This window comes from Streptomyces sp. NPDC107654, assembly GCF_055639035.1.
Genome location: NZ_JBVKBI010000004.1, coordinates 378442 through 404439, shown reverse-complemented (window position 1 = coordinate 404439; position 25998 = coordinate 378442). Strand labels below are relative to the sequence as shown.

Sequence of the window (25998 nt, the reverse complement as noted above, 5' to 3'; positions counted from 1 at the left end):
TCCAGTACCTTGTACGCGTGTCAGAGCCGTCCCCCACCCGTCCCAAGCGCCGCGGTCGCCTCTTGCGTGTCTCCGCGGCCCTGTTGGTCCTGTGCGGTGTCGCCGCGTACCTCGTGGTGCAGTACGTCACCGGAGGTGGCGGAGCGCGCGGCTGCAAGGTGGTGTCGGCCTCCGGCGACGGGGCGTCGTACGAGTTCACGCCCGAGCAGGCGGTGAACGCGGCGACGATCGCCGCCGTGGGCACCGGACGCGGGATGCCCGAGCGGGCCGTGACGATCGCGCTGGCGACCGCCCTGCAGGAGTCGGGGCTGCGCAACATCGAGCACGGCGACCGGGACTCGCTGGGCCTGTTCCAGCAGCGCCCCTCGCAGGGCTGGGGCACCGACGAGCAGATCATGGACCCGTCGTACGCGGCGGGCATCTTCTACGCGCATCTGGCCAAGGTGCCGGACTACACCGCTCTGCCGCTGACGGTGGCCGCGCAGCGGGTGCAGCGCAGCGGTTACCCGGAGGCGTACGCCAAGCACGAGCGGGACGCCACGCTGCTCGCGGCGGCCCTGACCGGACAGGCCGCGGCCACGCTGACCTGCGACGGACGCCCGGAGCGCACCGCCTCGGCGACCGGTCCCGACGCGGTACGGGACGCGCTGGTACGCGACTTCGGGCGGGACGCGCTGCAGGAGACCGGCGCGGTGGTGGGCGGGACGCCCGTGCCGTCGCCGTCCCCGTCGCCGAGCGTGACCGCGACCGCGCACGGGCGGACGGTGACGGTTCCGGTGCGCCAGGGCGGCGGGAGGACGGCCACGACCGAGCGTGGCGAGAGGGCGCGGGGCTGGCAGCTGGCCGAGTGGGCGGTCGCCAACTCCTCGGCGCTGCACATCGAGCGGGTGTCGTACGCGGGGCGGGTGTGGACCGCGGGGAGCGAGAGCGACGCGTGGCGGGCGGCCGGTTCCGAGGGGGCCGGCGGGGCGGAGCAGTCCCTGGGGTCGGTGCGGATCGTGACCCGGCAGTAGACCGGACAGGAGACCGGACAGGAGTACGGCCGCTCACTCCGGCGGGTTGCGCGGCGCGGCGGCGCCCGGCCGTCCGGGCGGGTGCGGCACGAGGCGCGGAACCCCTTGGCATTGCAGGGCCGGAAGGATTCTGCACGCGGGCGGCCGGACGTTCTTTGCCCGTTTTTATCCACACCTGATAATGCGATGCGTTATCCATTCTTTACCTGAGGCGTCCGCAACCTTCGCGGGCTTCGAGCGGTAGTCACGGCGTCCGAGCCGGACACGGTTCCCGGACACCCAGACCGTTCTCTCCCGTCGAATGGAGCATCATGTCCCTCCCTCTGACCCGCCGTATCGCCCGTGCCGCGCTGCTCGTCGCAGCGGGAGCGGCTGCCGGGGTCGGTGCGGCCGGCTCCGCCGGAGCGGCCACGAATCTGCCGGCGGCCACCCCGAACCTGGGCGGTCTGACCGCCCTGGACGCCGCGCACGCCGGCAACACCGTCGACGGTGTCGCGCAGGGCGCCACCTCGCTCGCGGGCCACGCGGGCGGCAAGGCGGTCGAGCAGACCGTGCCGGCCGCGGGCAAGACCGGCGGCGGCGCCGTGAAGAAGACGACGCCCGTGGCGCAGAAGGCCGCGGGGGACGCGGCCGGGACGGCCGGGAGTGTCCTGGGGGACACCGCCTCCGGCGCGACGAAGGGCGGGCTGCCGACGGACTCCCTCACCAAGGGCGGCCTGCCGACGGACTCCCTGTCGGCCAAGGGGCTGCCGCTGGGCGGCTGACCCACGCCGCACACGCCGACGGGGCCCAGGCAGTCTCCTGGGCCCCGTCGGCCTTTGTGTACGCGGTGCCGGCCTCGGCGGGCGCCGGCGGCGCCCGGCCGCGTCACGCCGTCAGGCGGGCGACCGCTGCTCGTACGCGCTCGTCCGTCGCCGTGAAGGCGACGCGGACGTGGTTCTCGCCGGCCGTGCCGTAGAAGTCGCCCGGTGCCACCAGGATGCCCCGCTCGGCGAGGTCGGCGACCGTGGTCCAGCAGGACTCGTCCCGGGTGGCCCACAGGTAGAGGCTGGCCTCGCTGTGCTCGATGCGGAAGCCGCGGGCGAGGAGGGCCGCGCGCAGGGCCTCGCGGCGGGCCGCGTAGCGTTCGCGCTGCTCGTGGACGTGGGTGTCGTCGGACAGCGCGGCCACGACCGCCGCCTGGGTCGGCGCGGAGGTCATCATGCCGCCGTGCTTGCGGATCTCCAGCAGCGGGCCGAGGACCGCCGGGTCGCCGGCGGCGAAGGCCGCGCGGTAGCCCGCCAGGTTGGAGCGCTTGGAGAGGGAGTGGACGGCCACGATGCCGTCGTACGAGCCGCCGTTGACGTTCGCGTGCAGGACGGAGACCGGGTCGGCCTCCCAGCCCAGCTCCAGGTAGCACTCGTCGGAGAGGACGAGGACGCCGTGGGCGCGGGCCCAGGCGACGATGTCGGTCAGCTCCTGCTTCGACAGCACCTTGCCCGTCGGGTTGGACGGGGAGTTCAGCCAGAGCAGCTTCAGGTTCGACGGGTCCAGCTCGCGCGGGTCGTCGTAGACCTCGTGGTCCGCGCGGGCCAGGCGGGCGCCGACCTCGTAGGTGGGGTAGGCCAGGCGCGGGTAGGCGACCCGGTCGCCGGGGCCGAGGCCGAGCTGGGTCGGCAGCCAGGCGACCAGTTCCTTGGAGCCGACGACCGGCAGGACGTGGTGGTGGGTGACCCCGCGGGCACCGAGGCGGCGCTCCAGCCAGCCGGTGATCGCGTCGCGCAGGGCGGGGGTGCCCCAGACCGTCGGGTAGCCCGGGGAGTCGGCCGCGTCGATCAGGGCCTTCTGGACCAGGTCGGGGACCGGGTCGACCGGGGTGCCCACGGAGAGGTCGACGATGCCGTCCGGGTGGGCCGCGGCCGTCTTCTTGTACGGGGCCAGCTTGTCCCAGGGGAAGGCGGGGAGCCGGTCGGAGACTGCGGACACGGGAATCGGGCTCACTTTCGTACGGTGCGGCAAACGCCTCGGTCCCGTGCGGCGGTGATCGGGGTGATCGGGGCCGTACGGGACCGAGGCGGCGCGTTCGCGGGCGGCCGCCTGGCGCTTAGACGGTCACTCGCCCTGCGGCGGCAGCGCGGCGACGAAGGGGTGGTCGCGCTCGATCAGCCCCAGCTTGCTGGCACCGCCGGGCGAGCCCAGCTCGTCGAAGAACTCGACGTTCGCCTTGTAGTAGTCCTTCCACTCCTCCGGGACGTCGTCCTCGTAGAAGATCGCCTCGACCGGGCAGACCGGCTCACAGGCACCACAGTCGACGCATTCGTCCGGGTGGATGTACAAGGACCGCTGGCCCTCGTAGATGCAGTCGACCGGGCACTCCTCGATGCACGCCTTGTCCTTGACGTCGACACAAGGCTGCGCGATGACGTAGGTCACGCTGTCGTTCCTCCTCGATAGGGCGCTGGCGGGCCTCCTCAGGCTCCGCCGCCTGGCGCGCGGGAGCGCGGCGTCGTCGATGCCCGCCCCTAGTATCTCCGTTCCGGAGCATGATCCGAACAGGAGGGGTGAACTGACCGGTGGAATTCTCGGCGAAAGGACGCCTGGAGGTCCGAATCACCCCTGCTGACGTGGGGAAACGGGTCTCTGTACGGCGCTTGGGCGAAACCGGTTCCGGATCGGAGAAGTTCACTGACACGGTGGGTGTTCTCACATCATGGGACGGTGGCGTGCTCATGATCACACGGCGGGACGGGGAACGGGTACGGATTCCGGAAACCACGCTGGTCGCGGGCAAGGTGGTGCCGGCGGCTCCGGCGCGGCGGAGGGGGCCCTCCGCCACGTACCCGGAACTCGCGCACATCGCCGCGCGCGCGTGGCGGCCGGTGGAGAGCGAGCGGCTCGGGGAGTGGGAACTGCGGGCCGCCGTCGAGGAGGTGCCGTGCGAAGCAGGTCCGGCCGGGGTGGTGGTCGGGCGCCGGGCGGGCTTCACCCGGCGGGCCAACAGTGTGCTGCCGCTCGGTGATCCCGGTCTTCCGCTCGACGCGGCCCTGGCGGCCGTACGACGCTGGTACGACGCGCGTGGCCTGCCCGCCTACGTGCAGACCGCGACCGGCGCCGAGGGCACCCAGGAGCTGCTGTGCGCGGAGCTGGAGCGGCGCGGCTGGGTGCGGGAGGTGACCGCCGAGGTGTGGACCGGGGCCCTGGCGCCGGTCGCGGACCGGGCCGCGGGCACGGGGGTGGTCCTGTCCCGGACGGCGGACGAGGCATGGCTCGCGCGGTACCGGCGCAAGGGGGCGAGCGAGGTGGCCCTGCGGGTGCTCGGGTCCGGGCCGTCGGTGTGGTTCGCCTCCGTGCCCGGTGCGGCGGAGGGCGAGCCTCCGGCGGCGATCGGGCGGTGTGTCGTGGACGGGCGCTGGGCCGGGTTCGCCGCCGTCGAGGTGGACCCCGGCCGGCGCCGGCGGGGGCTGGCCGGCGAGGTGATGGCCGCGCTGGCCCGGCGCGCCCTGGACGAGGGCGCCTCGGCGGCCTGGCTCCAGGTGGAGACGGACAACGAGGGCGGCCGGGCGCTGTACCGGGCGCTCGGCTTCCTGCCGCACCACGCCTACCACCACTACCGGGCGCCCGAGGAGCCCGGGTCCGGCCGTCAGCCCGGGGCAGCGCGGGGGCCGGAGGCGACCGCCGGCCCCGCACGCCCGTAGAACCCGCCGTGGAAGGGCATGAGCCTGGCATGCGTCACCCCCATCTGCCGCCCCCGTATCCGCCCCCGCCGGAGCGCTCCGCCGAGCTGCGGCGGCGCTTCGCCGAGGAGGCCCGGTCCGAGCGGCCGGACCTGTCGGCGCTGTGCCTGCTGATCGGCGCGGAGACGGACGGCTCGCTGGACGAGGCCGGCATCGACACCGCGCAGGCGGAGCTGGACCGGCTGGCGGGCGAGCTGCCGTACCGGCCGGGCGGGCCGCGCGCGTGGGCGGAGGCCGTGAGCCGGCTGCTCGGCACCCGCCACGGGTTCCACGGCACACCGGGCGACTACCAGCGCCTGGAGTCCTCCCTGCTGCACGAGGTGCTGCGGCGGCGGCGCGGGCTGCCGATCCTGCTGTCGGTGGTGTGGCTGGAGGTCGCGCGCCGCGCGGGGGCCCCGGTGTACGGGGTCGCGCTGCCCGGGCACTTCGTGGTCGGGTTCGGCACGGCGGCCGAGCAGGTGCTGGCCGACCCGTTCGACGCGGGCCGGGTGCTGACCGGGACGGACGCCGAGTTGCTGGTGGTGGGTGCCACGGGCGCGCCGCTGCACCCCTCGATGCTGGAGCCGGCACCCCCGCTGGAGGTCGTCCAGCGCGTCCTGAACAACATCCGGGCCTGGGCGGCGGCGCGGCCGGAGCGGTCGGACGTCGCGCTGCGGGCCGTGGAGTTGGCGCTGCTCATCCCCTCCCATCCGGCCCGGCTGCGCTATGAACACGGGCAACTGCTCGTACAGCGCGGACAGTTCGTGGCGGGCGCCGAGGAGATGGAGTACTACGCCGACCTGATCGAGGTGGTGGACGAGTCGGCGGCGCGGAAGGTGCGGCAGGAGGCGGGGACGGCGCGGGCGAAGCTCAACTGAGCGGATCCCTCAGAGCCATCCCTTGTCCCGGGCGATCCGTACCGCCTCCGCCCGGTTGCGTACCGCCAGTTTCTGGATGGCGGTCGACAGGTAGTTGCGGACCGTGCCCTGGGAGAGGTGGAGGGCGCGGGCCAGTTCGGCGTTGGTGGAGCCGTCGGCCGCCGCCCGGAGCACCTCGCGTTCGCGCTCGGTGAGCGGGTTCGCGCCCTCGGCGAGCGCGGCGGCGGCCAGCGTGGGGTCGATGACCCGCTCGCCGGTCAGCACCTTGCGGATCGCCTCGGCGAGCTGGGCGGCCGGCGCGTCCTTGACGAGGAAGGCGTCGGCGCCCGCCTCCATGGCGCTGCGCAGGTAGCCGGGCCGGCCGAAGGTGGTGAGGACGACCAGCTTGACCCGCGGGTACTCCCGGTGCACCCGGGCGCAGGCCTCGATGCCGGTGCAGCCGGGCATCTCGATGTCGAGCAGCGCGACGTCCACGCCGTGCGCGCCGACGGCCGCGAGCACCTCGTCGCCGCGCGCGACCTGGGCGACGACCTCGATGTCGTCCTCCAGGCCGAGCAGCGCGGCCAGCGCCTCGCGGACCATCGACTGGTCCTCGGCGAGAAGGACCTTGATCGTGCTCGTCATGCCCCGGATCCTACGTCGGCCGCGGAGTCCGTGGGGACGCGGGCGAGCAGCCGGAACCCGTGCCTGGACCGGCCCGCCTCCAGGGTGCCGCCGGCCTTCTCCAGCCGCTCGGTCAGCCCGGTCAGGCCGTTGCCGGGACCCGTACCGGAACCACCGGATCCGTTGTCCTCGACGCAGAGTTCGAGCACCGGACCGTCCAGGGTCTGGCGGCGCAGCAGCCGGATGGCGCAGCGGTCGGCGCCGCTGTGCCGGACCACGTTGGTGATCGCCTCGCGCAGCGCCCAGGCGAGCGCGGACTCGGCGTCCTCCCCGACGCCGTCGAGGTCGACTTCTGCGGGTGTGTCCGCGACGACTCCGGCGGCGGTCAGGGCGACCTGGGCGCCGGCGAGTTCGGCGGCGAGCCGGGGCCGCCGGTAGCCGGTGACGGCCTCCCGGACGTCGACCAGGGCCTGCCGGCTGACCTGTTCGATGTCGGCGACCTGCCGGGCCGCCTTGTCGGGGTGGTCGGGCAGCATCCGGCCGGCCAGCTCGCTCTTCAGCGTGATCAGCGACAGCGAGTGGCCGAGTAGATCGTGCAGGTCGCGGGCGAGACGGAGGCGTTCCTCGTTGGCGGCCAGCTGGGCGACGGTGGCCCGCGCCTTGCGCAACGCGATGGTGGTGCGCACGAGTTGGCCGACGCCCGTCATCGCGAACCCGATGAGGAGCACCAGCACGACCAGGCCCCGCGCCTCCTTGTTCTCGCCGAGGCGCAGGCCGATCAGGTACATCGCCACGGCGGAGGCCGGGATGGCCCAGTACGCCGCCCGCAGCGGCAGGGTGGCCCCCCACGCGACCGACAGGTAGACGAACAGGCCCAGCCAGGCGCCGCCGAGGGTGTACGCCAGGACGGGGGCGAGCACCCCGAGGATGCCGCCCAGGGTGAGCACCACACGCGGGGCCAACGGCCGGCCCATGTTGCGGTAGACCAGCGTCAGATAGACCCCGACGAAGACGGTGAGACCGGCCGCCCCGGCCACGGTGGCGCCGGTGGAGTGCCCGCCGCTCACCAGGTCCCCGACCGGTGAGCTGAGGAAGACCAGCCAGACCCCGATCCACAGCGTCTTGACGAGCAGCTCGCGCCGGTTGCGGGGCGGCCAGCCCACGGGCGCGTGGTTCGGCATCCCGGTGTGCGGGTCTTCCCTCATCGTGCTCACGCCTTCAGCGTGTCCTTCCGGTACAGCCAGGCCGCGCCGCCCGCGAAGAGGACGAAGGAGACGGCGAGGACGGCGATGTCCTGCGCGTGCGGTGCCTGGCTCTGTTCGATCGCGCGTCCCAGGGCAGCGTACGCGTGGGTGGGCAGCCACCGGGCGATGTCCTGGAGCCACTGCGGGAAGCCCGTGGACGGCATCCACAGGCCGCCGAGGAGCGACAGGCCGAAGTACACGATCATCGTGATCGGGCGCACCGCGTCCCCGGAGGCGAGGTAGCCGATGGCGACGCCGAGCGCGGCGAAGACGAGGCTGCCGGCCCAGATGACCCCGGTGAGCGCGAGCCACTGCCAGGCGTCCAGGCGTACGTCCTTGATCCCGGCGGCGACGGCGAACACCACGACGATGGCCGGCAGGCTCACCACGGCGGCGCTCGCGGTCTTGGCGAGGACGTAGCCGCGCCCGGGCAGCGGGGTCAGCCGCAGCTGCCGTACCCAGCCGCTCTCGCGCTCCTTGGCGATGCGCTCGCTGTTGCCCATCAGGACGGCGGTCAGGGCGCCGAAGGAGGCCATGGAGACCATCAGGTAGGTGGCCACGGTCAAGTCGGTGCCGTCGACCTTCCCGGACGGGCCGGTGCTGCTGGAGAAGATCAGGTAGATGATCGAGGGGTAGAGCACCGAGAAGAACAGGAACTTCTTGTTCCGCAGGGCGCGGGCCAGTTCGAGCTTGATGAGGGCGTTCATGACTGCCGGGCCTCCTCGGCCTCCGTGATGGCGACGAAGGCCTGCTCCAGACCGAGCCCGGCGACTTCGAGATTGCGGGGGTAGAGACCGAGGCCGTACAGGGCGTGCACGGTCGCGTCGGCGTCGGTGGACTGGGCGCGCACGGTCTGGCCGGACACGTCGAGCGAGGTGAGGAAGGGCAGTCCGCGCAGGGCGCCCTCGTCGATGGCGCCCTCCAGGTCGAAGGAGATCCGCCGCGCGCCCGCCTTCGCCTTGATCTCGGCGGCCGTGCCGTCGGCGAGGAGCCGCCCGCGGTGCAGCACCAGCACCCGGTCGGCGATGGCGTCGGCCTCCTCCAGGTAGTGGGTGGCGAAGAGCACCGTACGGCCCTGGTCGGCCTGTTCCCGCATGGTGGCCCAGAAGGCCTGGCGGGCGGTGACGTCCATGCCGGTGGTCGGCTCGTCCAGGATGATCAGGTCGCTGTCGCCGGCGGTGGCCAGGGCGAACCGGACCCGCTGGGCCTGGCCGCCGGAGAGCTTGTCCACCTTGCGGTCGGCGATCTGGGCGATGCCCGCGCGGGCCAGCACCTCGGACACCGGGTACGGCCGCGGGTGCAGCGAGCAGGCCAGCTTGACCAGTTCGGCGACGGTGACCCCGTCCATCAGCCCGCCGCTCTGCAGCATGGCGCCGACCCGGCCGGCGACGATCGCCTCGCGCGGGCCGGTGCCGAACAGGCTCACCGAGCCGCTGTCGGCGTGCTTGAGCCCTAGGAGCAGGTCCAGGGTGGTGGACTTGCCCGCTCCGTTCGGGCCGAGGAGGGCGACGGTCTCGCCCGGGTACAGCCGGAGCGAGAGGCCGTCGACGGCCCGCACGCTTCCGTACGTCTTGGTCACCTGGTCGAACCCGACCACCGGGGTGGTGGTGGCCGGTGCCGCTGTCGTCGTCATGGGTCCATGCTGGCCGGGAGGGCCCGGGGCGCGGCAGTGTCGGGGGTCCTCCGTGCCGGATGACAGATGTCATGCGGCCGGGGTGACGGACGTGCCGAGGGGGCGCCCCCGGGGAGGGCGCCCCTCGAAACAGGCGGCTAGCCGGGGTTGGTGTCGATGACCCCGACCCGCTCGGCCGCCGTCTTGCCGCGCAGCGCCTTGCGCAGGGCGGCGACCACGTCCTGCGGCAGCACACCCCGCTTCCCGGTCGCGGTCTGGATCCGTACGCCGTCGAAGGTGCTGCCGTAGGCCGCCTTGAGCGCCTTCAGGTCGTACGTGTCCACGAGTTTGCCGTCGACCGCCTTGAAGCTGATGATCTTCGGCAGGGACAGCGGGCCGAACGGGATGCTGTGCACCGCGTCGGTCTGCACCCGGACGAGGCCGGACATCGCGGGCTTCGCGAAGTCGTTCATCACCCGGTCGACCTCGGCGTTCGACACCGTGGGCTGCTTGGTGGTGGTCGGCACGGTGACCGGGGCCGCGGTGTCCGTCTCCACCAGCCTGCGGTAGGCCTGTTCGACCGCGTCGGTCGCGCGGCCGGCGTCGATGGCCTGGCCCGCCTTGCCGTAGACGGCCACGGCCTTGCCGGAGCGGAACGTGATGGTGCCGTCGGTGACCGAGCCGGAGCCGCCGCCGGCCTGCTGCAGGGCCGCCTGCAGCTTCTCCTCGTCCACCGGCATGGCCGGCTCGACCACGCGCTTCTGCCCGAAGAGCGAGCCGACGACGTGGACCGGGTTGTAGTCGCTCTTGGCGGCCTCGCTCACCGTGGCCTGGTAGTCGAACTGGAGGCCCGCGTTCCCCGGCGCGAGGCTGACCGTCCTGCCGCCCACGGACAGCTTCAGCGGCTTGTTCACCCGGCTGCCGAAGGCGTCGTCCAGCTTCTTGACGGCGTCGTCACGGGTGCCGCCGCCGATGTCGACACCGAGCACGGTGGTGCCCTTGGGCACGTCGGTGCGGTTCATCAGCAGCCCGGCGCCGTAGGCACCGCCCGCGAGGACGACCACGCCGACGGCGAGCAGCATCAGCTTGCTGCGGCCCTTCTTCTTGGGCTTGGCCGCCTTCTTGGGCGCGGCGGCCTGCTCCGGCCGCGGCGCGGCGGGCGCGGCCGGGCCGCCGGGCTGGGTGCCGAAGGGGGGCTTGCCCGCGTTCGGGACGACCGGGATGCCGCTGGTGACGGTGTGCCCGGAGACGTTGTCGGCGGCCGGGGAGCGGTAGCCGGGCGTGCCGGGCTCCGGGGCCGGCTTCTGCGGGGTGAGGATCGCGGTGTCGTCGCCGAACCCGCCCCCGGGGCCGCGGCCCGCCGGACCGGCGCCGGGTCCGCCCCGGCCGCCGGGACCGCCGGCCGGGCCGTCGAGGTCGGCGATGTCGGTGAGGGCGCTGCGGGCCGGCGGGGTGCTCCGGCCGGGGAAGCCGGCGACCGCCGGGCCGTCGAAGGGCTCGCCCGGCCCCCTGCCGGGGCCGCCGCCGGCGGCCGGCGGGACGAGGGTGCCGTCGCCGGTGACCGGGCCGCCGGTGGGACCGGCCGGACCCTGCGGGCCGCCGGTGCCGCCGTGGCCGCCGGGTCCGTTGAAGCCGCTGGCGCCGCCGGGGCCGCCGTGCCCGTGGGCACCGCCCGTGGCACCGGCGAAGCCGTCGCGCCCGTGCGCGCCGGCCGCACCGCCACCGAAGCCGTCCTGACCGGCGGCACCCGACGCACCGGCGCCGAAGCCGTCCTGGCCGGCACCGTCCGGGTGGCCTTCCGCGAAGTACGGCAGGCCGTCCCGGCGGGGCTCGCCGGAGCCCGCGGGGCCCGGGCGGGAGCCGCCGGACAGCGGGCCCGCGGTCAGCGCCTCGGTCACGTCGAAGGAGCCCGTGCCGCCGCCGTGTCCCGGGGCGACGGGGCCGCCGGTGGCGCCGGGCAGGCCCTTGCCGTTCGAAGCGCCGGAGCGGGGGCCGCCCGGCACGCTCATGGAGCCGACCACACCGCCGGGACGGCCACCGCCGGGGCGCGCGCCGGTGGTACCGGCGGCGCCGGAGGCTCCCGGACCACCCGGACGGCCGCCCGGCACACCGGACGGCGCGGCGGATCCGGCGGATCCCGAGGGCGCGGTGGATCCCGCGGGCGCGGCGGACGCGGCGGAACCCCCGGGGATCCCGGCGCCGTTCGTGCCGCCACCGCCCGGACCGCCCTTGGGGGCCGAGGACTTGCGGGGCGCGAACCAGTCGCTGGTCTTCTCCTCCGCCTGGGCGCCGGACTCCGCCGGGGCCTCGGGGGCGGCAGCGGCGGGCGTCCGGTCGGCCGCGGGCCGCGGCTCGGCGGCGGGCGCCTCGTCCGCGGAGCCCTCGCCGTCCCCGACGGGCTTGCGCATGACGACCGGCGGGATGGGCCGGGACCCGGGGATGTTGATCCGGATCCGGGTCGTCAGCGTGGTCTCGGTCTTCTTCTCCTCCGGGCGCGTGCCCGAACGGCCCGCGCCCGTACCGTCGTCGGAAGCCAAGGGGGTCCCGTACGGCGGCGTGCCGGAGGGGTATGCGGCTCCGCCGCGCCCGTTGGGCCCGGAGGACGGAGTGTCAGTTTCACGACTCAAGGCAGGTTCTCCCGGTTGGCTCCGCCGCCCGTCACGACCTCACGCGGGCAGCTCGGCGGCGCGCACCACCATACTGGCCACTTATGGCGCTTATCCCATGACCGCCGAGGAAACCCACACTGGACTCGCACGTGCGCCGCACGGCGAAGTGGTACGTCACTTGCCAAGTCGGGCTCAGTCGCCGCGAGGTTGCCGTACGGCGCCGATGGTGGCGCAGATCACAGCGAGGGCCATGCCGCCGAGCAGGAAGAGGTAGGAGCCGCCGCCCGCGCCGAACAGGAAGTCGCCCTCCGGGCGCGTGGTGGTGAGCAGGATGACGGCGACGATCCAGCCCGCCGCCGGCGCGACCGCCCCGCCCCGGCTCGCGGTCGCGTACCCCCCGCCGAGGAACAGTCCGGCGGCGCCCGCGAGGGCGAGCAGCAGCCCGCCGGGGAACCAGGCGGCCTGCACCAGGGCCCCGGCGAGGCCCGTGACCGCGCCGAGCAGGAGCAGGCCGAGGTGGGCGAGGGCCCGGCCGGCGGAGGGCGGGCGGAGCGGCTGGGCGAGCAGGGAGCCGTTTCCGCCGCCGCTCACGACGCCTCCCCGGGGCCGAGGTCCAGGCCGGCGAACAGGTCGGTCTCCCCGCGCTGCCCCGGGCCGCGCACCAACTCGTAGTACTCGGTGGTGAACAGGGGCTGGGCGAGTGCGTTGGAGAGCGCGAAGTACGGTTCGGCCACCTCGATCTGGGTGGCGTGGGCGCGCATCGCGGCGGCCTTGGCGGCGGCGTGGGCGGTGCCGTCGACCGCGGCGGTGATCCGCTCGTCGTCCACCACGCCGGGTACGTCGTCCAGGTCGGCGCCCTTGTCGAACGGCAGAGCGGGCAGCTCGTCCCGGAGGCGGGCGAACGCGGCCTCGGCGACGGAGCGCGGGACGCGGTTCCAGTACACCTTGGCGACCGGGTGGCCGCGTTCGGCCGCGAGGTCGACCGCGCGCATGGCGACGCGGTGGGCCTGGATGTGGTCCGGGTGGCCGTAGCCGCCGTGGTCGTCGTAGGTGACGAGGACCTGCGGGCGGACCTCCAGGATCACCTCGGCGAGCAGGCCGGCGGCCTCGTCGAGGTCGGCCTGCCAGAAGCAGTCGGGGTCGTCGTTGTCGGCCAGGCCCATCATCCCGGAGTCGCCGTACCGCCCGGCGCCGCCGAGCAGCCGGACGTCCCCGACGCCGAGCGCGGCGGCGGCCGCGGCCAGCTCGCCGCGCCGGTGGGCGCCCAGCGCCGGGCCCGTCAGGTGCCGCAGCTCCGGCGGGATGACCTCGCCCCGCTCCCCCAGGGTGCAGGTGACCAGCGTCACCCGGGCACCCTCGGCCGCGTACCTGGCCATGGTCGCGCCGTTGTTGATCGACTCGTCGTCCGGGTGCGCGTGCACCAGGAGAAGGCGCCGGGAGGACAGTTCCGTCATGGGGACCACCCTACGAGGTCCCCGTGCCGGTCCCCGGGACGGCGGCCCGGACGGCGGCCGTCAGAACTTGATGCTGCCGATCATGCTGGCGACGTTGGTCGTCAGCTCGCTGATCGTGGGAGCGACCGTCGAGGAGGCGAGATAGAAGCCGAGCAGCATGCAGACGACCGCGTGGCCGCCCTTCAGCCCCGACTTCTTGATCAGCAGGAAGACGATGATCGCCAGCAGCACAACCGCCGAAATCGAGAGTGCCACGGCGGCTCACCTCCAAAGATCCCAGGGACGCGGGTTCTAGATCAGTTGAGCAAATCCATGCAGACGCCAGCAGGTTCATACCCACTCTGCGGTAGTGATCATAACTATCCGTACTCGCGCATCGGTCGGCGCACAGCCGCACAAGGGGGCGCATGGCCAATATGGTCGGGGGTATGACGACCGAGGCTGACTCCTTCCCCCGTCGGTACGCCCGGACCCAGCGGTTCACGCTCGGCGCGCCGCGTGCGTTCACCGTGGCGCCCGACGGTTCGCGTGTCGCGTTCCTGCGTTCCGGCTCCGGCACCGACCGGGCCAACTCCCTGTGGGTACTGGATCTCCCGGAGGGCACGGAGCGGCTCGCGGCCGACCCGCGCGTGCTGCTCCAGGGCGCCTCCGAAGAGCTCTCGGCCGAGGAGCGGGCGCGCCGCGAGCGCAGTCGCGAGGGCGGGGCGGGCATCGTCGGCCTCGCCACCGACGGTGCCGTGGAGTTGGCGTCTTTCGCCTTGTCAGGGCGGCTTTTCACAGCGGAGCTGCGGGCCGGTACGGCGCGTGAACTCCGCGTCCCCGGACCGGTGATCGACCCGCGTCCGTCTCCCGACGGGCGGCACGTCGCGTATGTGGCGGGGGGTGCGCTGAGGGTGGTGGGCGCCGAGGGGGACGGCGACCGGGCGCTGGCAAAGCCGGAGTCGGCGGACGTCTCCTACGGCCTCGCGGAGTTCGTGGCGGCCGAGGAGATGGGGCGCTCGCGGGGCTTCTGGTGGGCGCCGGGGTCGGACCGGCTGCTCGTGGCGCGCGTGGACGACACGCCGGTGCGGCGGTGGTGGATCGCGGATCCGGCCCACCCGGAGCGTGAGCCACTCAACATCCGGTACCCCGCGGCGGGCACTCCGAACGCGGACGTGCGTCTGTACGTACAAGGACTGGACGGGACCCGCACCGAGGTGGTCTGGGACCGTACGCGCTATCCGTATCTGGCGCGTGTGCACTGGTCAGAGGCGGGGGCGCCGCTGCTGCTGGTGCAGGCGCGGGATCAGCGCAGCCAGCTCTTCCTGGCCGTGGACCCGGAGTCCGGGGCCACCCGGATGGTGCACGCCGACGAAGATCCAACTTGGCTGGAACTTTTCGCTGGTGTGCCCTGCTGGAGCCCCTCCGGGCAGCTGGTCCGCATCGCGGACGAGGCCGGCGCACGGGTGCTGACGGTCGGCGAACGGCCTTTGACCAGCGGCCAGTTGCACATTCGGGCCGTTCTGGACGTGGGCCCGGAGGACGTACTGGTTTCCGCCTCCTCCGGTCCGGAGGCCGAGGCGCCGGAGATTGGCGAAGTCCATGTGTACCGGGTGAACGAACTGGGCGTGGAGCGCCTGTCGCAGGAGCCCGGCGTGCACTCGGCGGTGCGCTCCGGGAACGTGACCGTCCTGGTGTCCGCCGCACTGGACCGGCCGGGGGCGCGGGCGCAGGTGCTGTGTGACGGGAAAGCGACGACGACTGTCCGGTCGTACGCCGAAGATCCGGGTTTGTCCCCGAGGGTGACCCTGATCCAGGGGGGCGCACGCCGAATTCCATGCGCCGTGCTTATGCCACGGGACTACCCCGATGACACTCCCCTGCCGGTCCTCATGGACCCCTACGGCGGCCCGCACGGCCAGCGGGTGGCCGCCGCGCACAACGCCCACCTGACCTCGCAGTGGTTCGCCGACCAGGGCTTCGCGGTGGTCGTCGCCGACGGCCGGGGCACCCCGGGCCGCTCGCCGGCGTGGGAGAAGGCGGTCCGGGACGACCTGGCGGACGTCGTCCTCCAGGACCAGGTCGACGCCCTGCACGCGCTCGCCGAGCGGTACCCGCTGGACCTCGACCGGGTGGCCGTCCGGGGCTGGTCCTTCGGCGGCTACCTGGCGGCACTGGCGGTGCTGCGCCGCCCGGATGTCTTCCACACCGCCGTGGTCGGCGCGCCGGTCACCGACCTCCGGCTGTACGACACCCACTACCAGGAGCGCTACCTCGGCGACCCGAACGAGCAGCCGGAGGTCTACCGCCGGAACTCGGTGATCGACGACGCGGGGCTGGTCGACCCGGCCGAGCCGCACCGCCCGATGATGATCATCCACGGGCTGGCGGACGACAACGTGGTCGTCGCCCACTCGCTGCGCCTGTCCTCCGCCCTGCTGGCCGCCGGCCGCCCGCACGAGGTGCTGCCCCTGTCCGGGGTGACCCACATGACCCCGCAGGAGACGGTCGCGGAGAACCTGCTCCTGCTCCAGCTGGACTTCCTCCGGCGCTCCCTGCCCCGGCCGGGCGGCCGGGCGTGAACCGCGCCACCGCACAACCGCGTTAACACGCAGGCAACTTCACGGAAGCCGTACCGATATACGGACACGCGAGGCTGGTCAGCGTACGGCCGTGCGGGTGCCGTGTACGGGCCGGGGTGCACCATGTCACCCCGGCCCGTTGCCGTTCGGCCGCGGCTCCTCCGGCGGGACCACCCGCCGCTCCTCGGCGAAGTGGCACGCCGAGGCGTGCGCCGCCGGGCCGGAGGTGTCGCGGAAGGCCTCCGGGACGGCCAGCGCCGGGACCTCCCGGGCACAGCGCTCGCGCGCCTTCCAGCACCGGGTGCGGAAGCGGCAGCCGGAGGGGACGGCCGCCGGGGAGGGCACGTCACCGGTGAGGATGATGCGCTCCCGGCGGTCACGGACCTCCGGGTCGGGAACCGGCACGGCGGAGAGCAGGGCCTGGGTGTAGGGGTGGGTCGGATGGTCGTAGATCTCGCTGTCGCGGCCGGTCTCCACGATCCGGCCCAGGTACATCACCGCGACCCGGTCCGAGATGTGCCGAACGATCGACAGGTCGTGCGCGATGAAGACGTACGACAGCTCGAACTCCGACTGGAGCCGGGCGAGCAGGTTGACCACCTGGGCCTGGACCGAGACGTCCAGCGCGGAGACCGGTTCGTCGGCGACGATGATCTCGGGACGCAGCGCGAGGCCCCGGGCGATGCCGATGCGCTGGCGCTGGCCGCCGGAGAACTGGTGCGGGTAGCGGTTGACGTACTCCGGGTCGAGGCCGACCACGTCCAGCAGCTCCCGCACCCGGCGGCGCCGGTCGCCCTTGGGGGCGGCTTCCGGGTGGATGTCGTAGGGCTCGCCGACGATGTCGCCCACCGTCATGCGCGGGTTGAGCGAGGTGTACGGGTCCTGGAAGACCATCTGGATGTTCCGTCGTACGGCCTTCAGGGCGCGGCCGGACAGCCGGGTGATGTCCTCGCCCTTGAACCGGATGGAGCCGGCCGTCGGACGCTCCAGGTGGCACAGCAGCCTCGCCACCGTCGACTTGCCGCAGCCCGACTCGCCGACCACGCCCAGGGTCTCCCCCCGGCCGAGCGTGAAGTCGACGCCGTCCACGGCCTTCACCGCGCCGATCTGCTTCCCGAAGAGGACGCCCCGGGTCAGGGGGTAGTGCTTGACCAGGCCGCTGACCTCCAGGATCGGCTCAGTGGTCGTGGTCATGCAGGCACTCCCTCCAGAAGTGGCAGGCGCTGCCCCGGCTCTCGTCCACCGCGTACAGCGGGGGCTCGTCGGTGCGGCACACGTCCCGGGCGAGCGGGCAGCGGGGGTGGAAGGAGCAGCCGGGCGGGACGTGCGCCAGGTTCGGCGGGAGGCCCTTGATGGCGTAGAGCTGCTGTCCCTTCTGGTCCAGCCGGGGGACGGAGTCCAGCAGGCCGCGGGTGTAGGGGTGGGCCGGGGCCTTGTAGATGTCGTGGACGGGGGCGGACTCGACGATCCTGCCCGCGTACATCACCGCGATCCGGTCGGCGACGTCCGCGACGACGCCGAGGTCGTGGGTGATGAGGATCAGCCCCATGCGGTACTCGCGCTGCAGTTCCGCCAGCAGGTCCATGACCTGGGCCTGGACCGTGACGTCGAGGGCGGTGGTCGGCTCGTCGGCGATGACGAGCGCGGGTTCCAGGGCCAGCGCCATGGCGATCATGATGCGTTGGCGCATGCCGCCGGAGAACTGGTGGGGGTAGTCCCGCACCCGCTGCGCGGCGGCCGGGATGCGCACCCGCTCCATCAGCTCCACCGCCCTGGCCCGGGCGTCCTTGCGCGACATGCCCCGGTGGACGACGAACATCTCGCCCAGCTGGTCGCCGACGGTCATGACGGGGTTGAGGGCGGACAGCGCGTCCTGGAAGATCATCGCCATCCCGGCGCCCCGGATCCTCCGCCGCTCCTCCTCCTTCAGCGTCAGCAGGTCCCGCCCCTGGAACAGGATCCGCCCGCCCGTGATCCGCGCCGGAGGGGTGTCCAGGATGCCCATCACGGCCTGCGCGGTGACGGATTTCCCCGACCCGGACTCCCCGAGCACGGCCAGCGTCTCCCCCGCGTCCACCCCGAAGCCGACCCCGTCGACGGCGCGCGTGACGCCGTCCCGGGTCCGGAACTCCACCCGCAGGTCCCGCACGTCGAGCAGCATGCCCGCCATCACCTCGCCTCCGCGCGGAAACCGGCACGGACCACGTGACCGGACGCACCACCGGAGCCGGCACCGACACCGACACCGACGCGCCCGGGGAGCACAGCCGGGTGCCTGCCCGCACCACCGCCCCCGGCCCCGGATTCGCCGCACGTGCTTCGCTCTTCCCGCAGCATCCGCGCCGTCACCTCAGCTTCGGGTCGAGGGCGTCGCGGACCGCGTCGCCGAGCATGATGAAGGCCAGCACGGTCACCGCGAGGGCGCCGGAGGGCCACAGCAGGGCGTGCGGGGCGTTGCGGATGTACGGGGAGGCGGCGGAGATGTCGATGCCCCAGGAGACGCTGGGCGGTTTGAGGCCGACGCCGAGGTAGGACAGGGTCGCCTCCAGGGCGATGTAGGTGCCGAGCGCGATGGTCGCGACGACGATGACGGGGGCCACGGCGTTCGGGGCGATGTGCCGCAGCAGAATGCGGGTGTCGGAGGCGCCGAGGGCGCGGGCGGCCTGGACGTAGTCGTGCTGCTTGGCGGTGATGACCGAGCCGCGCGCGATGCGGGAGATCTGGGGCCAGCCGAGCAGCACCATGAACCCGATGACCGGCCAGACCGTAGTGGAGGTCACCACGGAGAGGAGGACGAGACCGCCGAGGACGACCGGGATGGCGAAGACGATGTCGGTGAGCCGGGACAGCACCGCGTCCCAGACGCCGCCGAAGTAGCCCGCCAGGCCGCCGAGCACCGACCCGAACAGGGCCACACCGAGCGTGGCGCACAGGCCGACCGTGACGGACGTACGGGCGCCGTAGACGGTCCGTGTGTAGACGTTGCAGCCCTGTCCGTCGTACCCGAAGGGCGCGCCGGGGCCCGGGCCGTCCTGGGCCTTCGCCAGGTCGCAGGTCAGGGGGCTGCCGGAGGCGATCGCCGAGGGCCACAGGGAGATGAGGACGAGGAAGAGGATGACCAGGGCGGAGAGGAGGAACACCGGGTTGCGGCGCAGGTCCCGCCAGGCGTCGGACCACAGCGAGCGCGCCCGTTCGCCGGAGGCGGCCGGCCCGGCGCCCTCCGGTTGGCCCGGTGCCCCCTCCAGCGTGGTCGCCTCGCTCGCCGCGAGGTCCATCGCGCCGCCCATGCCGGTGCCGGCGATCGCGCGCTCGGGCTCGTACGGCTGCTCAGGCATAGCGGATCCTCGGGTCGAGTACGGCGTACAGCAGGTCCACGAGCAGGTTGGCGACCAGGAAGACGAGGACGAGCACGGTCACGAAGCCGACGACCGTCTGGGTGTTCTGGCGCAGGATGCCCTGGTAGAGCTGGTAGCCGACGCCGTGGATGTTGAAGATCCGCTCGGTGACGATCGCGCCGCCCATCAGCGCGCCGATGTCGGTGCCGATGAAGGTGACCACGGGGATGAGGGAGTTGCGCAGCAGGTGCCGGGTGACGACCCGGCGCCGGGGCAGGCCCTTGGCGACGGCCGTGCGGACGTAGTCGGACCGCTTGTTCTCGGCGATGGAGGTGCGGGTCAGCCGGGTGACGTAGGCGAGCGAGACGGAGGCGAGGACCAGGCCGGGCACGATCAGCTCGTCGAGGGTGCCGCTGCGCACCGACGGCCTGATCCACTGCCATCTGATCCCCAGCAGCAGCTGGAGCAGCAGACCGGTGACGAAGGTCGGTACGGAGATCACGACCAGGGTCGCCAGCAGCACCCCGGTGTCGACCGGCCGGCCGCGCCGGAGCCCGGTCACGACGCCCAGCGTGATGCCGACGACGATCTCGAAGAGGACGGCCACCACCGTCAGCCGGACGGTGACCGGGAACGCCGTCGCCATCAGCTCGGTGACCGGCTGTCCGTTGAACGCCGTACCGAAGTCTCCGGTGAAGACGTTCCCCATGTAGGTGACGTACTGCTGCCACAGCGGCTTGTCGAGGCCGAACTCCCTCCGCAGCTGGGCGGCCGTCGCCGGGTCGCAGGCCCGCTCCCCGCACAGCCCGGCGACGGGGTCGCCCATCACGTTCACCATCAGGAAGATCAGCAGCGTGGCCCCGACGAACACCGGGACCATCTGGAGCAGCCGCCGGGCGACATAGCGTCCCATCGCGGCTCAGCCGACCTTGATCTCGTTGTAGACGGGCACGCTGAAGGGGTTGAGCGCCACGTGGGACAGCCGGTCGGAGTAGCCGGCGCTGCCGTTCTGGTACCAGAGCGGGATGGCGGCCATGGAGTCGCGCACCACCTCCTCGGCCTTCTGGAAGAGGACGACCGCCTTGGCGCTGTCCGTCTCGGCGTTGGCCTGGTTCACCCGCCGGTCGAACTCCTCGTCCGACCACTTGCCGTCGTTGGAGGACGCGCCCGTGTAGTAGAGCGGCTGGAGGAAGTTCTGGATGAGCGGGTAGTCCATCTGCCAGCCCGCGCGGAACGGACCGGTCATCTTGTGCCGCCCGAGCTGGTTGCGGAAGTCGGCGAAGGTGCCGACGGGATTGCCGACGCAGGCCTTGTCGTCGCCCAGCGCGTTGTTGACGGAGTTGCACACCGCGTCGATCCACTCCCTGTGCGAGCCGGTGTCCGCGTTGTAGGTGAGGCTGAGCCGGCCGCCGGGGATCCCACCCCCCTCCTTGATCAGCTTCTTCGCCCGGGCGGGGTCGTAGTCGCAGGCCGTGCCGCACAGCCCCGCCTTGTAGCCGCCGGCCGTGCCGAGCACCGGGGAGGTCCAGTCGGTGGCCGGGGTCCGCGTCCCGCGGAAGATCGTGTCGGTGATCTGCCTGCGGTTGATCGCCATGGACAGACCGGTGCGGACCTTCTCCATGCCCGGCCGGTTCCAGGCCTTGTCGTAGTAGGGGAAGGCGAGGGTCTGGATGATGCCGGCCGGCGTGTTGATGTAGCGGTCGCCGAGGTCCCCCTTGACGTTCTTCAGCTGGGCGGCGGGGATGTCGTCCACGAGGTCGAGGTTGCCGGCCAGGAGGTCGGTGTAGGCGGTGTTGCTGTCGGTGTAGACGAGGAGGGTCACGCCGTCGTTCCGCGCCTTGTCGGGGCCCGGGTAGCCGTCCCATCTCCTCAGGTACATCTGGGCGCCCTTCGTGTAGGACGCGATCGCGTACGGCCCGTTGCCGACCGGCTTGTTCACCCAGGCCGCGTGGTCGGTGAAGAACAGCCGGGGCAGCGGGGCGAAGGCGGCGTAGCCGAGGGTGTCGGGGAAGCCCGAGAACTTCTGGTTGAGCCGGACGGTGAAGGTGTGGTCGTCGACGACCCTCAGTCCGGAGAGCGTGTCGGCGCGCTGCCCGCCGCTGTCGGGGTGGACCTGGTCGTACCCGTCGATGTAGCCGAAGAAGTAGGCGTTCTTCTGGTTGTTGCGCAGACTCGCCCCGTAGTTCCAGGCGTCCACGAAGGACCGGGCGGTCACCTGCTCGCCGTTGGAGAAGGTCCAGCCCCGCTTGATCCGGATGGTGAAGTTCCGCGAGTCCCGGGTCTCGATGGACCGGGCGAGCCAGTCCTGGGCCCGGCCGGTCCTCGGGTCGTACTTCTTCAGCCCGCGGAAGATCATGTCGAGGACCTTGCCGCCCTGGACCTCGTTGGTGTTGGCCGGCTCCAGCGGGTTCTGCGGATCCCCCCAGGAGGAGGTGAGCACGGCCCCGCCGTTCCCGCCCCCGCTCCAGCCCGCGCCCCCGCAGGCGGTGGCCGCGAGCGCCGTCACCACCGCGCCGACGGCCCATCGGACGTGCGCGCTGCCCCGCATGGCGTGCCTCCTCCCTGAGCCGGGACCGACTTCCGCCCCTGAGCGGAGACCGACTATCGGTCATATAGACACATACCGTGCATATTTCATGCACACCGCCTGATTGAGCCATCTTCAGAGGGGCAGGTCATCCGAATGCAGGCACGACCCGCCCGTCGCACTGATGATCTTGGGCGCCGGGCGCAATAGATCTTCACGCAACGATGCTGAAACGTTGGATTGAGACGCGGCGATGTACGCATTTCGATACTCCACCGTCCGCATATCGAACTCCTTGCCCGTTTAGCCCCATTGGCCCGATGTGAAGCACGGATTGATTACGGCGTGCTACCCGCGTAGCTACGGAACGATCAAGGGAGAGCAAAGAAGGTAAAGAGAAAACCAAGGCGGTCGAGAATTTATTGACCTTGAATGAATTGCGTTGAAAAAGTCCGGCGTAGCCCGTAGGGGAGCGCCCTGCGGAGCCTTGACCCACAAGGCACGGAGCATCATGACCCCCGCAACCCCTTCCCCGGCCGCCCCACTTGAGGTGGCCGACGAGGACAGCGCCGCACCGGCGAAGCTCGGCACCCCCAAGGGCAGCGAAAGCCGCTCTCCGGGACGGCTGGCCTGGACCCGCTTCAAGCGGGACCGGACGGGCGTCATATCCGCCTTTGTGGTGATCTTCTTCTTCGCCATCGGCATCCTCGCGCCGCTCATAGCCAAGCTGTACGGCAAGGACCCGTACACGACCTACGGCATGAACACCCCGGGCCTGCTGAACGAGTTCAACTTCCCCATCAAGCCCAACGGCGGCATCAGCTCCGACTTCTGGTTCGGTGTCGAGCCAGTGCTCGGCCGGGACGTCTTCACCTTCCTGCTCTACGGCATCCGCAACTCGCTGCTGATCGCGGCGGTCGCCGCACTTCTGACGACCCTGCTCGGCGTCGTCATCGGCATCACCGCCGGCTACCTGGGCGGCAAGACGGACTACCTCGTCAGCCGCGTGATCGACATCCTGCTGGCGTTCCCGCAGACACTGTTCTTCATCGCCTTCTGGCCCGTGGTCATGGCGATCTTCGTGTCGCCGGAGGAGAACACGCCGGTCTGGCTGATCGTCACCAGCCTCATCCTGGTGATGACGGCCTTCGGCTGGGCCTCCATCGCCCGACTGCTGCGCGGCGAGGTCCTCGCCCTGCGCGAGCGGGAGTTCGTCGAGGCGGCCAAGGTCACCGGCGCCTCCCCGGCCCGCATCATCTTCAAGGAACTGCTGCCCAACCTGTGGACGCCGATCCTGATCCAGTCCACGCTCCTGCTCCCCACGTACGTCACGGCGGAAGCGGGCCTCGCCTTCGTCGGCGTCGGCCTCTCGGACCCCACCCCCGACTGGGGCGTGATGATCCAGAACGGTGCCAAGTACTACCAGGACGACATCACCTTCATGCTCTTCCCGGGTCTGTCGATGGTGATCTTCGTGGTCGCCTTCAACCTGCTCGGCGACTCGGTCCGCGACGCCCTGGACCCCAAGACCAAGCGCTGACGCGTCATCCCCGGCCACGGCGACGGGGCCCGGCCGGGGTCCAGCACCACTTCGTTCCTTCAGCAGAACAGGCCAGCCATGTCCTTTTCCCGCAGAAACTTCCTGATCGCCACCTCTGTCGCGGCCGCGGGCAGCACGGTGCTGTCCGCGTGCAGCAGCGGTGACGCGGGCGGCAGCGGCACCCCGAGTGCCGGCGCCACGGAGTACACCGGTGCCAAGGTCACCGTCGGCACCGCGGCCGACTCCACCGGCCCGGCCCCGGAGATCCCCGGCGCGAAGACGGGCGGCACGATCCACGGCCTGGCCCCGGACGACTTCTCGCACCTGGACCCGCAGCGCATCTACTACGCGTACAACTCCACCGTCGCGCTGCTGCTGCACCGCTGCCTGACCGGCTACAAGATCGACGCGTCGGGCAAGCAGAAGCTGGTCGGCGACCTGGCCACCGACACCGGCAAGGCCTCCGACGACAACAAGACCTGGACCTTCACGCTGAAGGAGGGTCTGAAGTGGGAGGACGGCAGCGAGCTGACCGTCGAGGACGTCCGCCACGGCTTCGAGCGTGCCTGGGCGCCGTTCGTCACCGAGGGCGCCGACTACGCCCAGCGTGCGCTGACCGGCAAGGGCGGCAAGTGGCGTGATGCGTACGAGGGCCCGTACAAGGGCAAGCACCTCGACTCGATCGTCACCGACAAGGCCAAGCGGACCATCACCTTCAAGCTGGCCGAGTCCAAGCCCGACTTCAACTTCACCCTGGCCATGCACTCCTACGCCGCGGTGCCGGTGAAGCTGGACACCAAGGAGAAGTACGACAAGAAGCCGGTCGCCGCCGGTCCGTACAAGATCAAGGCCCACACCACCGACAAGTCGATGGTGCTGATCCGCAACAAGCACTGGGACCCGAAGACCGACTCGATCCGCAACGCCTACCCGGACGGCTTCGAGTTCCGCTTCGGTGTCGAGACGCTGGACGGCGTGGACCGCCTCATCGCCTCCCAGGGCGACGACGCCTACGGCGTCTCCATCTACAAGGGTGTGCCCGCCGAGCGCATCCAGAAGGTCCTCACCGACCCGGACCTGAAGAAGCGCACCTTCAACGGTCTGATCACCGGCACCTACTTCTACTGGATCAACACCAAGCGCGTCACGGACCTCAAGGTCCGCCAGGCCCTCATCCACGCCTGGCCGCTGCAGCAGATCCGGCAGGTCTACGGCGGCCCGTCCGCCGGTGACTTCGCGACCTCGATCCTCAGCCCCGACATCATCGGCTACGAGAAGACCGATGTGTACAACAAGCTGAAGAAGCCGCAGGGCGACCCGGAGGCCGCGAAGAAGCTGCTGAAGGAGGCCGGCAAGGAAGGCCAGAAGATCGTCTACGCCTTCCCGAACGACCCGACCTACAACAAGACGAAGGTCGTCATCGAGAACGCCCTGAAGGCAGCGGGCTTCACCCCGGTCATCAAGCCGCTGGAGTCCACGGCGTACTACGACCAGATCCAGCAGATCGACAACAGCTACGACGTGATGTGGGGCGGCTGGTCCCCGGACTGGCCCACCGCGTACACCATGGTCCAGCCCCTGTTCGACGGCGACGCGATCGGCAACGGCAAGAACAACGTGTCGCAGACCGACGTCGACTGGATCAACGAGGCCATCAAGAAGAACGCCGTCATCCCGGACCAGCAGGAGGCCGGCAAGGCCTGGGCCGCCCTGGACAAGAGGATCATGGAGGAGGTCGCTCCGATGATTCCCGAGACGTTCCAGCGTCGCTTCTACGTCTACGGCAACAAGGTCGGCGGCGCCCAGTTCGACCCGAACTTCTCCGCGACCCTGCTGTACAAGACCTTCGTCAAGGCCTGACGTACGGCCCCCTAGGCGGGGCGGCACAGGTGCCGCCCCGCCGTCTCACCCCCCTACGGCATCCGTCAGGAAATCCCAACTGCCATGTTCCGCTTCCTCGTTCGCCGGATCCTCGGCGCCGCGGTGATCCTGCTGATCATCAGTGCCCTGGTGTTCGTCCTGTTCTACGCCGCTCCGCGCGACCCCGCCCGCATCGCGTGCGGCAAGGTCTGCACCCCTGAGACCCTGGCCCTGGTGCGGAAGAACCTGGCGATCTCCGACCCGCTCCCGTTGCAGTATTGGGAATGGCTCAAGGGCCTGTTCGTGGGGCGGGACTACAGCTCGTTCGGACACTGCGACGCTCCCTGCCTGGGCTTCTCCTTCCAGAGCCGCGAGCCGGTGCTGGACACCATCCTGGACCGCTTCCCCACCACCGTCTCCCTGTCCCTGGGTGCCGCTGTCGTCTTCCTGATCTTCGGCGTCGGCACCGGCATGCTGGCCGCCGTCAAGCAGGGCAAGCCCCTGGACAAGATCGCCAGCTCCGCCTCGCTGGTCGCGTCCTCGATGCAGATCTACGTCGTCGGTGTCTTCGCCACCTACCTCCTGGTCGACCAAATGCACCTGCTCGACCGGGCCAACTACACGCCGTTCACGGACAATCCGGGCAAGTGGTTCTCCGGCCTGCTGGTGCCGTGGCTGGTGCTGTCGCTGATCTTCACCGCCAACTACACGCGTATGACGCGCTCCCAGATGGTCGAGTCGCTCAGCCAGGACTACGTCCGCACCGCCCGCGCCAAGGGCCTGTCCCGCCGCAGGGTGTTCTTCCGGTTCGCCTGGCGCGGCGCCATGGGCCCGATCGTCACCATCTTCGGCCTCGACCTCGGTGTGCTGCTCGGCGGCGCGATCATCACCGAGTCGACCTTCAGCCTCCAGGGCCTCGGCATGCTCTCGGTGAAGGCGGTCCAGAACAACGACCTGCCGGTGCTGCTCGGCGTCGTGCTGGTCGCCGCCGGCGCGATCGTCGTCTTCAACATCATCGTGGACACCGTCTACGCCCTGATCGACCCGCGCGTGCGCCTCGCTTAAGGAGA

At 71.7% G+C, this 25998-nt stretch carries 23 protein-coding genes; 8 read left to right on the top strand and 15 right to left on the bottom strand.

Translation table 11 applies throughout. From position 1 onward, the window contains the following. The first annotated feature begins 17 nt into the window (after positions 1 to 17). Positions 18 to 1013 (top strand): VldE C-terminal domain-containing protein, encoded by a 996-nt coding sequence (locus ACZ7N4_RS10110; protein ID WP_471355917.1) that lies wholly within the window; start codon positions 18 to 20, stop codon positions 1011 to 1013. A gap of 311 nt (positions 1014 to 1324) precedes the next feature. Further along, positions 1325 to 1777, top strand: a complete 453-nt coding sequence (locus ACZ7N4_RS10105; RefSeq protein ID WP_471355915.1) for an ATP-binding protein — start codon at positions 1325 to 1327, stop codon at positions 1775 to 1777. 103 nt (positions 1778 to 1880) lie between these two features. Here ACZ7N4_RS10105 and ACZ7N4_RS10100 read toward each other — a convergent pair whose 3' ends face one another. Together ACZ7N4_RS10100 and fdxA are read right to left on the bottom strand one after the other, a co-directional pair. Next, positions 1881 to 2978, bottom strand: coding sequence for a bifunctional succinyldiaminopimelate transaminase/glutamate-prephenate aminotransferase (locus ACZ7N4_RS10100; protein WP_471355913.1), 1098 nt, complete (start codon positions 2976 to 2978; stop codon positions 1881 to 1883). A 126-nt stretch (positions 2979 to 3104) separates the two neighbouring features. Continuing rightward, positions 3105 to 3425, bottom strand: coding sequence for a ferredoxin (gene fdxA, locus ACZ7N4_RS10095; protein WP_014674796.1), 321 nt, complete (start codon positions 3423 to 3425; stop codon positions 3105 to 3107). Positions 3426 to 3565: 140 nt separating this feature from the next. Between fdxA and ACZ7N4_RS10090 the strand changes: the two genes are divergently transcribed. Together ACZ7N4_RS10090 and ACZ7N4_RS10085 are read left to right on the top strand one after the other, a co-directional pair. Beyond that, positions 3566 to 4687 carry a GNAT family N-acetyltransferase gene (locus ACZ7N4_RS10090; RefSeq protein ID WP_471355908.1) on the top strand — a complete coding sequence of 374 codons (1122 nt, stop codon included), beginning with the start codon at positions 3566 to 3568 and terminating at the stop codon, positions 4685 to 4687. Between the two features lie 29 nt (positions 4688 to 4716). Continuing rightward, the gene (locus ACZ7N4_RS10085; protein ID WP_471355905.1) at positions 4717 to 5583 is read left to right on the top strand and encodes a transglutaminase family protein; all 867 of its coding nucleotides are present in this window, start codon (positions 4717 to 4719) and stop codon (positions 5581 to 5583) included. 9 nt (positions 5584 to 5592) lie between these two features. Here the strand turns inward: ACZ7N4_RS10085 and ACZ7N4_RS10080 are convergent, their stop codons facing one another. The 8 genes from ACZ7N4_RS10080 to ACZ7N4_RS10045 all read right to left on the bottom strand — a co-directional run bounded on the left by ACZ7N4_RS10080 (position 5593) and on the right by ACZ7N4_RS10045 (position 13360). After that, entirely contained in the window at positions 5593 to 6207 is a 615-nt protein-coding gene (locus tag ACZ7N4_RS10080) for a response regulator (RefSeq protein WP_471355903.1), read from the bottom strand. Next, positions 6204 to 7391, bottom strand: a complete 1188-nt coding sequence (locus ACZ7N4_RS10075; protein WP_471356188.1) for a sensor histidine kinase — start codon at positions 7389 to 7391, stop codon at positions 6204 to 6206. The genes ACZ7N4_RS10080 and ACZ7N4_RS10075 overlap by 4 nt, the downstream gene beginning before the upstream one ends. Before the next feature lie 5 nt (positions 7392 to 7396). Continuing rightward, a complete protein-coding gene (locus ACZ7N4_RS10070; protein WP_471355901.1) occupies positions 7397 to 8137 on the bottom strand; it encodes an ABC transporter permease in 741 nt (246 codons plus the stop codon). Continuing rightward, positions 8134 to 9063: an ABC transporter ATP-binding protein gene (locus ACZ7N4_RS10065; RefSeq protein ID WP_471355897.1), complete on the bottom strand. Its 930-nt coding sequence runs from the start codon at positions 9061 to 9063 to the stop codon at positions 8134 to 8136. Before ACZ7N4_RS10065 ends, ACZ7N4_RS10070 begins: the two co-directional genes overlap by 4 nt. A 137-nt stretch (positions 9064 to 9200) precedes the next feature. After that, positions 9201 to 11669, bottom strand: coding sequence for a hypothetical protein (locus ACZ7N4_RS10060; RefSeq protein WP_471355894.1), 2469 nt, complete (start codon positions 11667 to 11669; stop codon positions 9201 to 9203). Between the two features lie 174 nt (positions 11670 to 11843). After that, positions 11844 to 12242, bottom strand: coding sequence for a DUF6113 family protein (locus tag ACZ7N4_RS10055; RefSeq protein WP_471355892.1), 399 nt, complete (start codon positions 12240 to 12242; stop codon positions 11844 to 11846). After that, the gene (gene mshB, locus ACZ7N4_RS10050; RefSeq protein WP_471355889.1) at positions 12239 to 13105 is read right to left on the bottom strand and encodes an N-acetyl-1-D-myo-inositol-2-amino-2-deoxy-alpha-D-glucopyranoside deacetylase; all 867 of its coding nucleotides are present in this window, start codon (positions 13103 to 13105) and stop codon (positions 12239 to 12241) included. Before mshB ends, ACZ7N4_RS10055 begins: the two co-directional genes overlap by 4 nt. Before the next feature lie 60 nt (positions 13106 to 13165). Further along, positions 13166 to 13360: a hypothetical protein gene (locus ACZ7N4_RS10045; protein WP_030346161.1), complete on the bottom strand. Its 195-nt coding sequence runs from the start codon at positions 13358 to 13360 to the stop codon at positions 13166 to 13168. A 173-nt stretch (positions 13361 to 13533) separates the two neighbouring features. Between ACZ7N4_RS10045 and ACZ7N4_RS10040 the strand changes: the two genes are divergently transcribed. Next, a complete protein-coding gene (locus ACZ7N4_RS10040; RefSeq protein ID WP_471355886.1) occupies positions 13534 to 15666 on the top strand; it encodes a S9 family peptidase in 2133 nt (710 codons plus the stop codon). Positions 15667 to 15792: 126 nt separating this feature from the next. Here the strand turns inward: ACZ7N4_RS10040 and ACZ7N4_RS10035 are convergent, their stop codons facing one another. The 5 genes from ACZ7N4_RS10035 to ACZ7N4_RS10015 form a co-directional block, all read right to left on the bottom strand. After that, positions 15793 to 16860, bottom strand: a complete 1068-nt coding sequence (locus ACZ7N4_RS10035) for an ABC transporter ATP-binding protein (RefSeq protein WP_471355883.1) — start codon at positions 16858 to 16860, stop codon at positions 15793 to 15795. Then, a complete protein-coding gene (locus tag ACZ7N4_RS10030) occupies positions 16844 to 17827 on the bottom strand; it encodes an ABC transporter ATP-binding protein (protein ID WP_471355879.1) in 984 nt (327 codons plus the stop codon). The genes ACZ7N4_RS10035 and ACZ7N4_RS10030 overlap by 17 nt, the downstream gene beginning before the upstream one ends. A gap of 184 nt (positions 17828 to 18011) precedes the next feature. Continuing rightward, positions 18012 to 19001: an ABC transporter permease gene (locus ACZ7N4_RS10025; protein ID WP_471355877.1), complete on the bottom strand. Its 990-nt coding sequence runs from the start codon at positions 18999 to 19001 to the stop codon at positions 18012 to 18014. Then, a complete protein-coding gene (locus tag ACZ7N4_RS10020) occupies positions 18994 to 19914 on the bottom strand; it encodes an ABC transporter permease (RefSeq protein WP_471355875.1) in 921 nt (306 codons plus the stop codon). Before ACZ7N4_RS10020 ends, ACZ7N4_RS10025 begins: the two co-directional genes overlap by 8 nt. A gap of 6 nt (positions 19915 to 19920) precedes the next feature. Continuing rightward, the gene (locus ACZ7N4_RS10015) at positions 19921 to 21549 is read right to left on the bottom strand and encodes a peptide ABC transporter substrate-binding protein (RefSeq protein WP_471355871.1); all 1629 of its coding nucleotides are present in this window, start codon (positions 21547 to 21549) and stop codon (positions 19921 to 19923) included. Positions 21550 to 22039: 490 nt separating this feature from the next. On the opposite strand from ACZ7N4_RS10015, the gene ACZ7N4_RS10010 reads away from it, so the two are divergent. The 3 genes from ACZ7N4_RS10010 (at position 22040) to ACZ7N4_RS10000 (ending at position 25993) form a co-directional block, all read left to right on the top strand. After that, positions 22040 to 23068, top strand: a complete 1029-nt coding sequence (locus ACZ7N4_RS10010; protein ID WP_471355869.1) for an ABC transporter permease — start codon at positions 22040 to 22042, stop codon at positions 23066 to 23068. Positions 23069 to 23146: 78 nt separating this feature from the next. After that, positions 23147 to 24928, top strand: a complete 1782-nt coding sequence (locus ACZ7N4_RS10005; protein ID WP_471355867.1) for an ABC transporter substrate-binding protein — start codon at positions 23147 to 23149, stop codon at positions 24926 to 24928. Positions 24929 to 25012: 84 nt separating this feature from the next. Then, positions 25013 to 25993 carry an ABC transporter permease gene (locus ACZ7N4_RS10000; protein ID WP_471355865.1) on the top strand — a complete coding sequence of 327 codons (981 nt, stop codon included), beginning with the start codon at positions 25013 to 25015 and terminating at the stop codon, positions 25991 to 25993. Positions 25994 to 25998 lie beyond the last annotated feature (5 nt).

Bases quoted from the DNA above. Each gene is read 5' to 3' on its own strand.
- ACZ7N4_RS10035 (WP_471355883.1), bottom strand. From the start codon at position 16,860: ATGACCACGACCACTGAGCCGATCCTGGAGGTCAGCGGCCTGGTCAAG.
- ACZ7N4_RS10030 (WP_471355879.1), bottom strand. From the start codon at position 17,827: ATGCTGCTCGACGTGCGGGACCTGCGGGTGGAGTTCCGGACCCGGGAC.
- ACZ7N4_RS10040 (WP_471355886.1), top strand. From the start codon at position 13,534: ATGACGACCGAGGCTGACTCCTTCCCCCGTCGGTACGCCCGGACCCAG.
- ACZ7N4_RS10075 (WP_471356188.1), bottom strand. From the start codon at position 7,391: ATGAGGGAAGACCCGCACACCGGGATGCCGAACCACGCGCCCGTGGGC.
- ACZ7N4_RS10000 (WP_471355865.1), top strand. From the start codon at position 25,013: ATGTTCCGCTTCCTCGTTCGCCGGATCCTCGGCGCCGCGGTGATCCTG.
- ACZ7N4_RS10015 (WP_471355871.1), bottom strand. From the start codon at position 21,549: ATGCGGGGCAGCGCGCACGTCCGATGGGCCGTCGGCGCGGTGGTGACG.
- mshB (WP_471355889.1), bottom strand. From the start codon at position 13,105: ATGACGGAACTGTCCTCCCGGCGCCTTCTCCTGGTGCACGCGCACCCG.
- ACZ7N4_RS10025 (WP_471355877.1), bottom strand. From the start codon at position 19,001: ATGCCTGAGCAGCCGTACGAGCCCGAGCGCGCGATCGCCGGCACCGGC.
- ACZ7N4_RS10085 (WP_471355905.1), top strand. From the start codon at position 4,717: ATGCGTCACCCCCATCTGCCGCCCCCGTATCCGCCCCCGCCGGAGCGC.
- ACZ7N4_RS10010 (WP_471355869.1), top strand. From the start codon at position 22,040: ATGACCCCCGCAACCCCTTCCCCGGCCGCCCCACTTGAGGTGGCCGAC.
- ACZ7N4_RS10065 (WP_471355897.1), bottom strand. From the start codon at position 9,063: ATGACGACGACAGCGGCACCGGCCACCACCACCCCGGTGGTCGGGTTC.
- ACZ7N4_RS10080 (WP_471355903.1), bottom strand. From the start codon at position 6,207: ATGACGAGCACGATCAAGGTCCTTCTCGCCGAGGACCAGTCGATGGTC.
- ACZ7N4_RS10105 (WP_471355915.1), top strand. From the start codon at position 1,325: ATGTCCCTCCCTCTGACCCGCCGTATCGCCCGTGCCGCGCTGCTCGTC.
- ACZ7N4_RS10070 (WP_471355901.1), bottom strand. From the start codon at position 8,137: ATGAACGCCCTCATCAAGCTCGAACTGGCCCGCGCCCTGCGGAACAAG.
- ACZ7N4_RS10020 (WP_471355875.1), bottom strand. From the start codon at position 19,914: ATGGGACGCTATGTCGCCCGGCGGCTGCTCCAGATGGTCCCGGTGTTC.
- ACZ7N4_RS10005 (WP_471355867.1), top strand. From the start codon at position 23,147: ATGTCCTTTTCCCGCAGAAACTTCCTGATCGCCACCTCTGTCGCGGCC.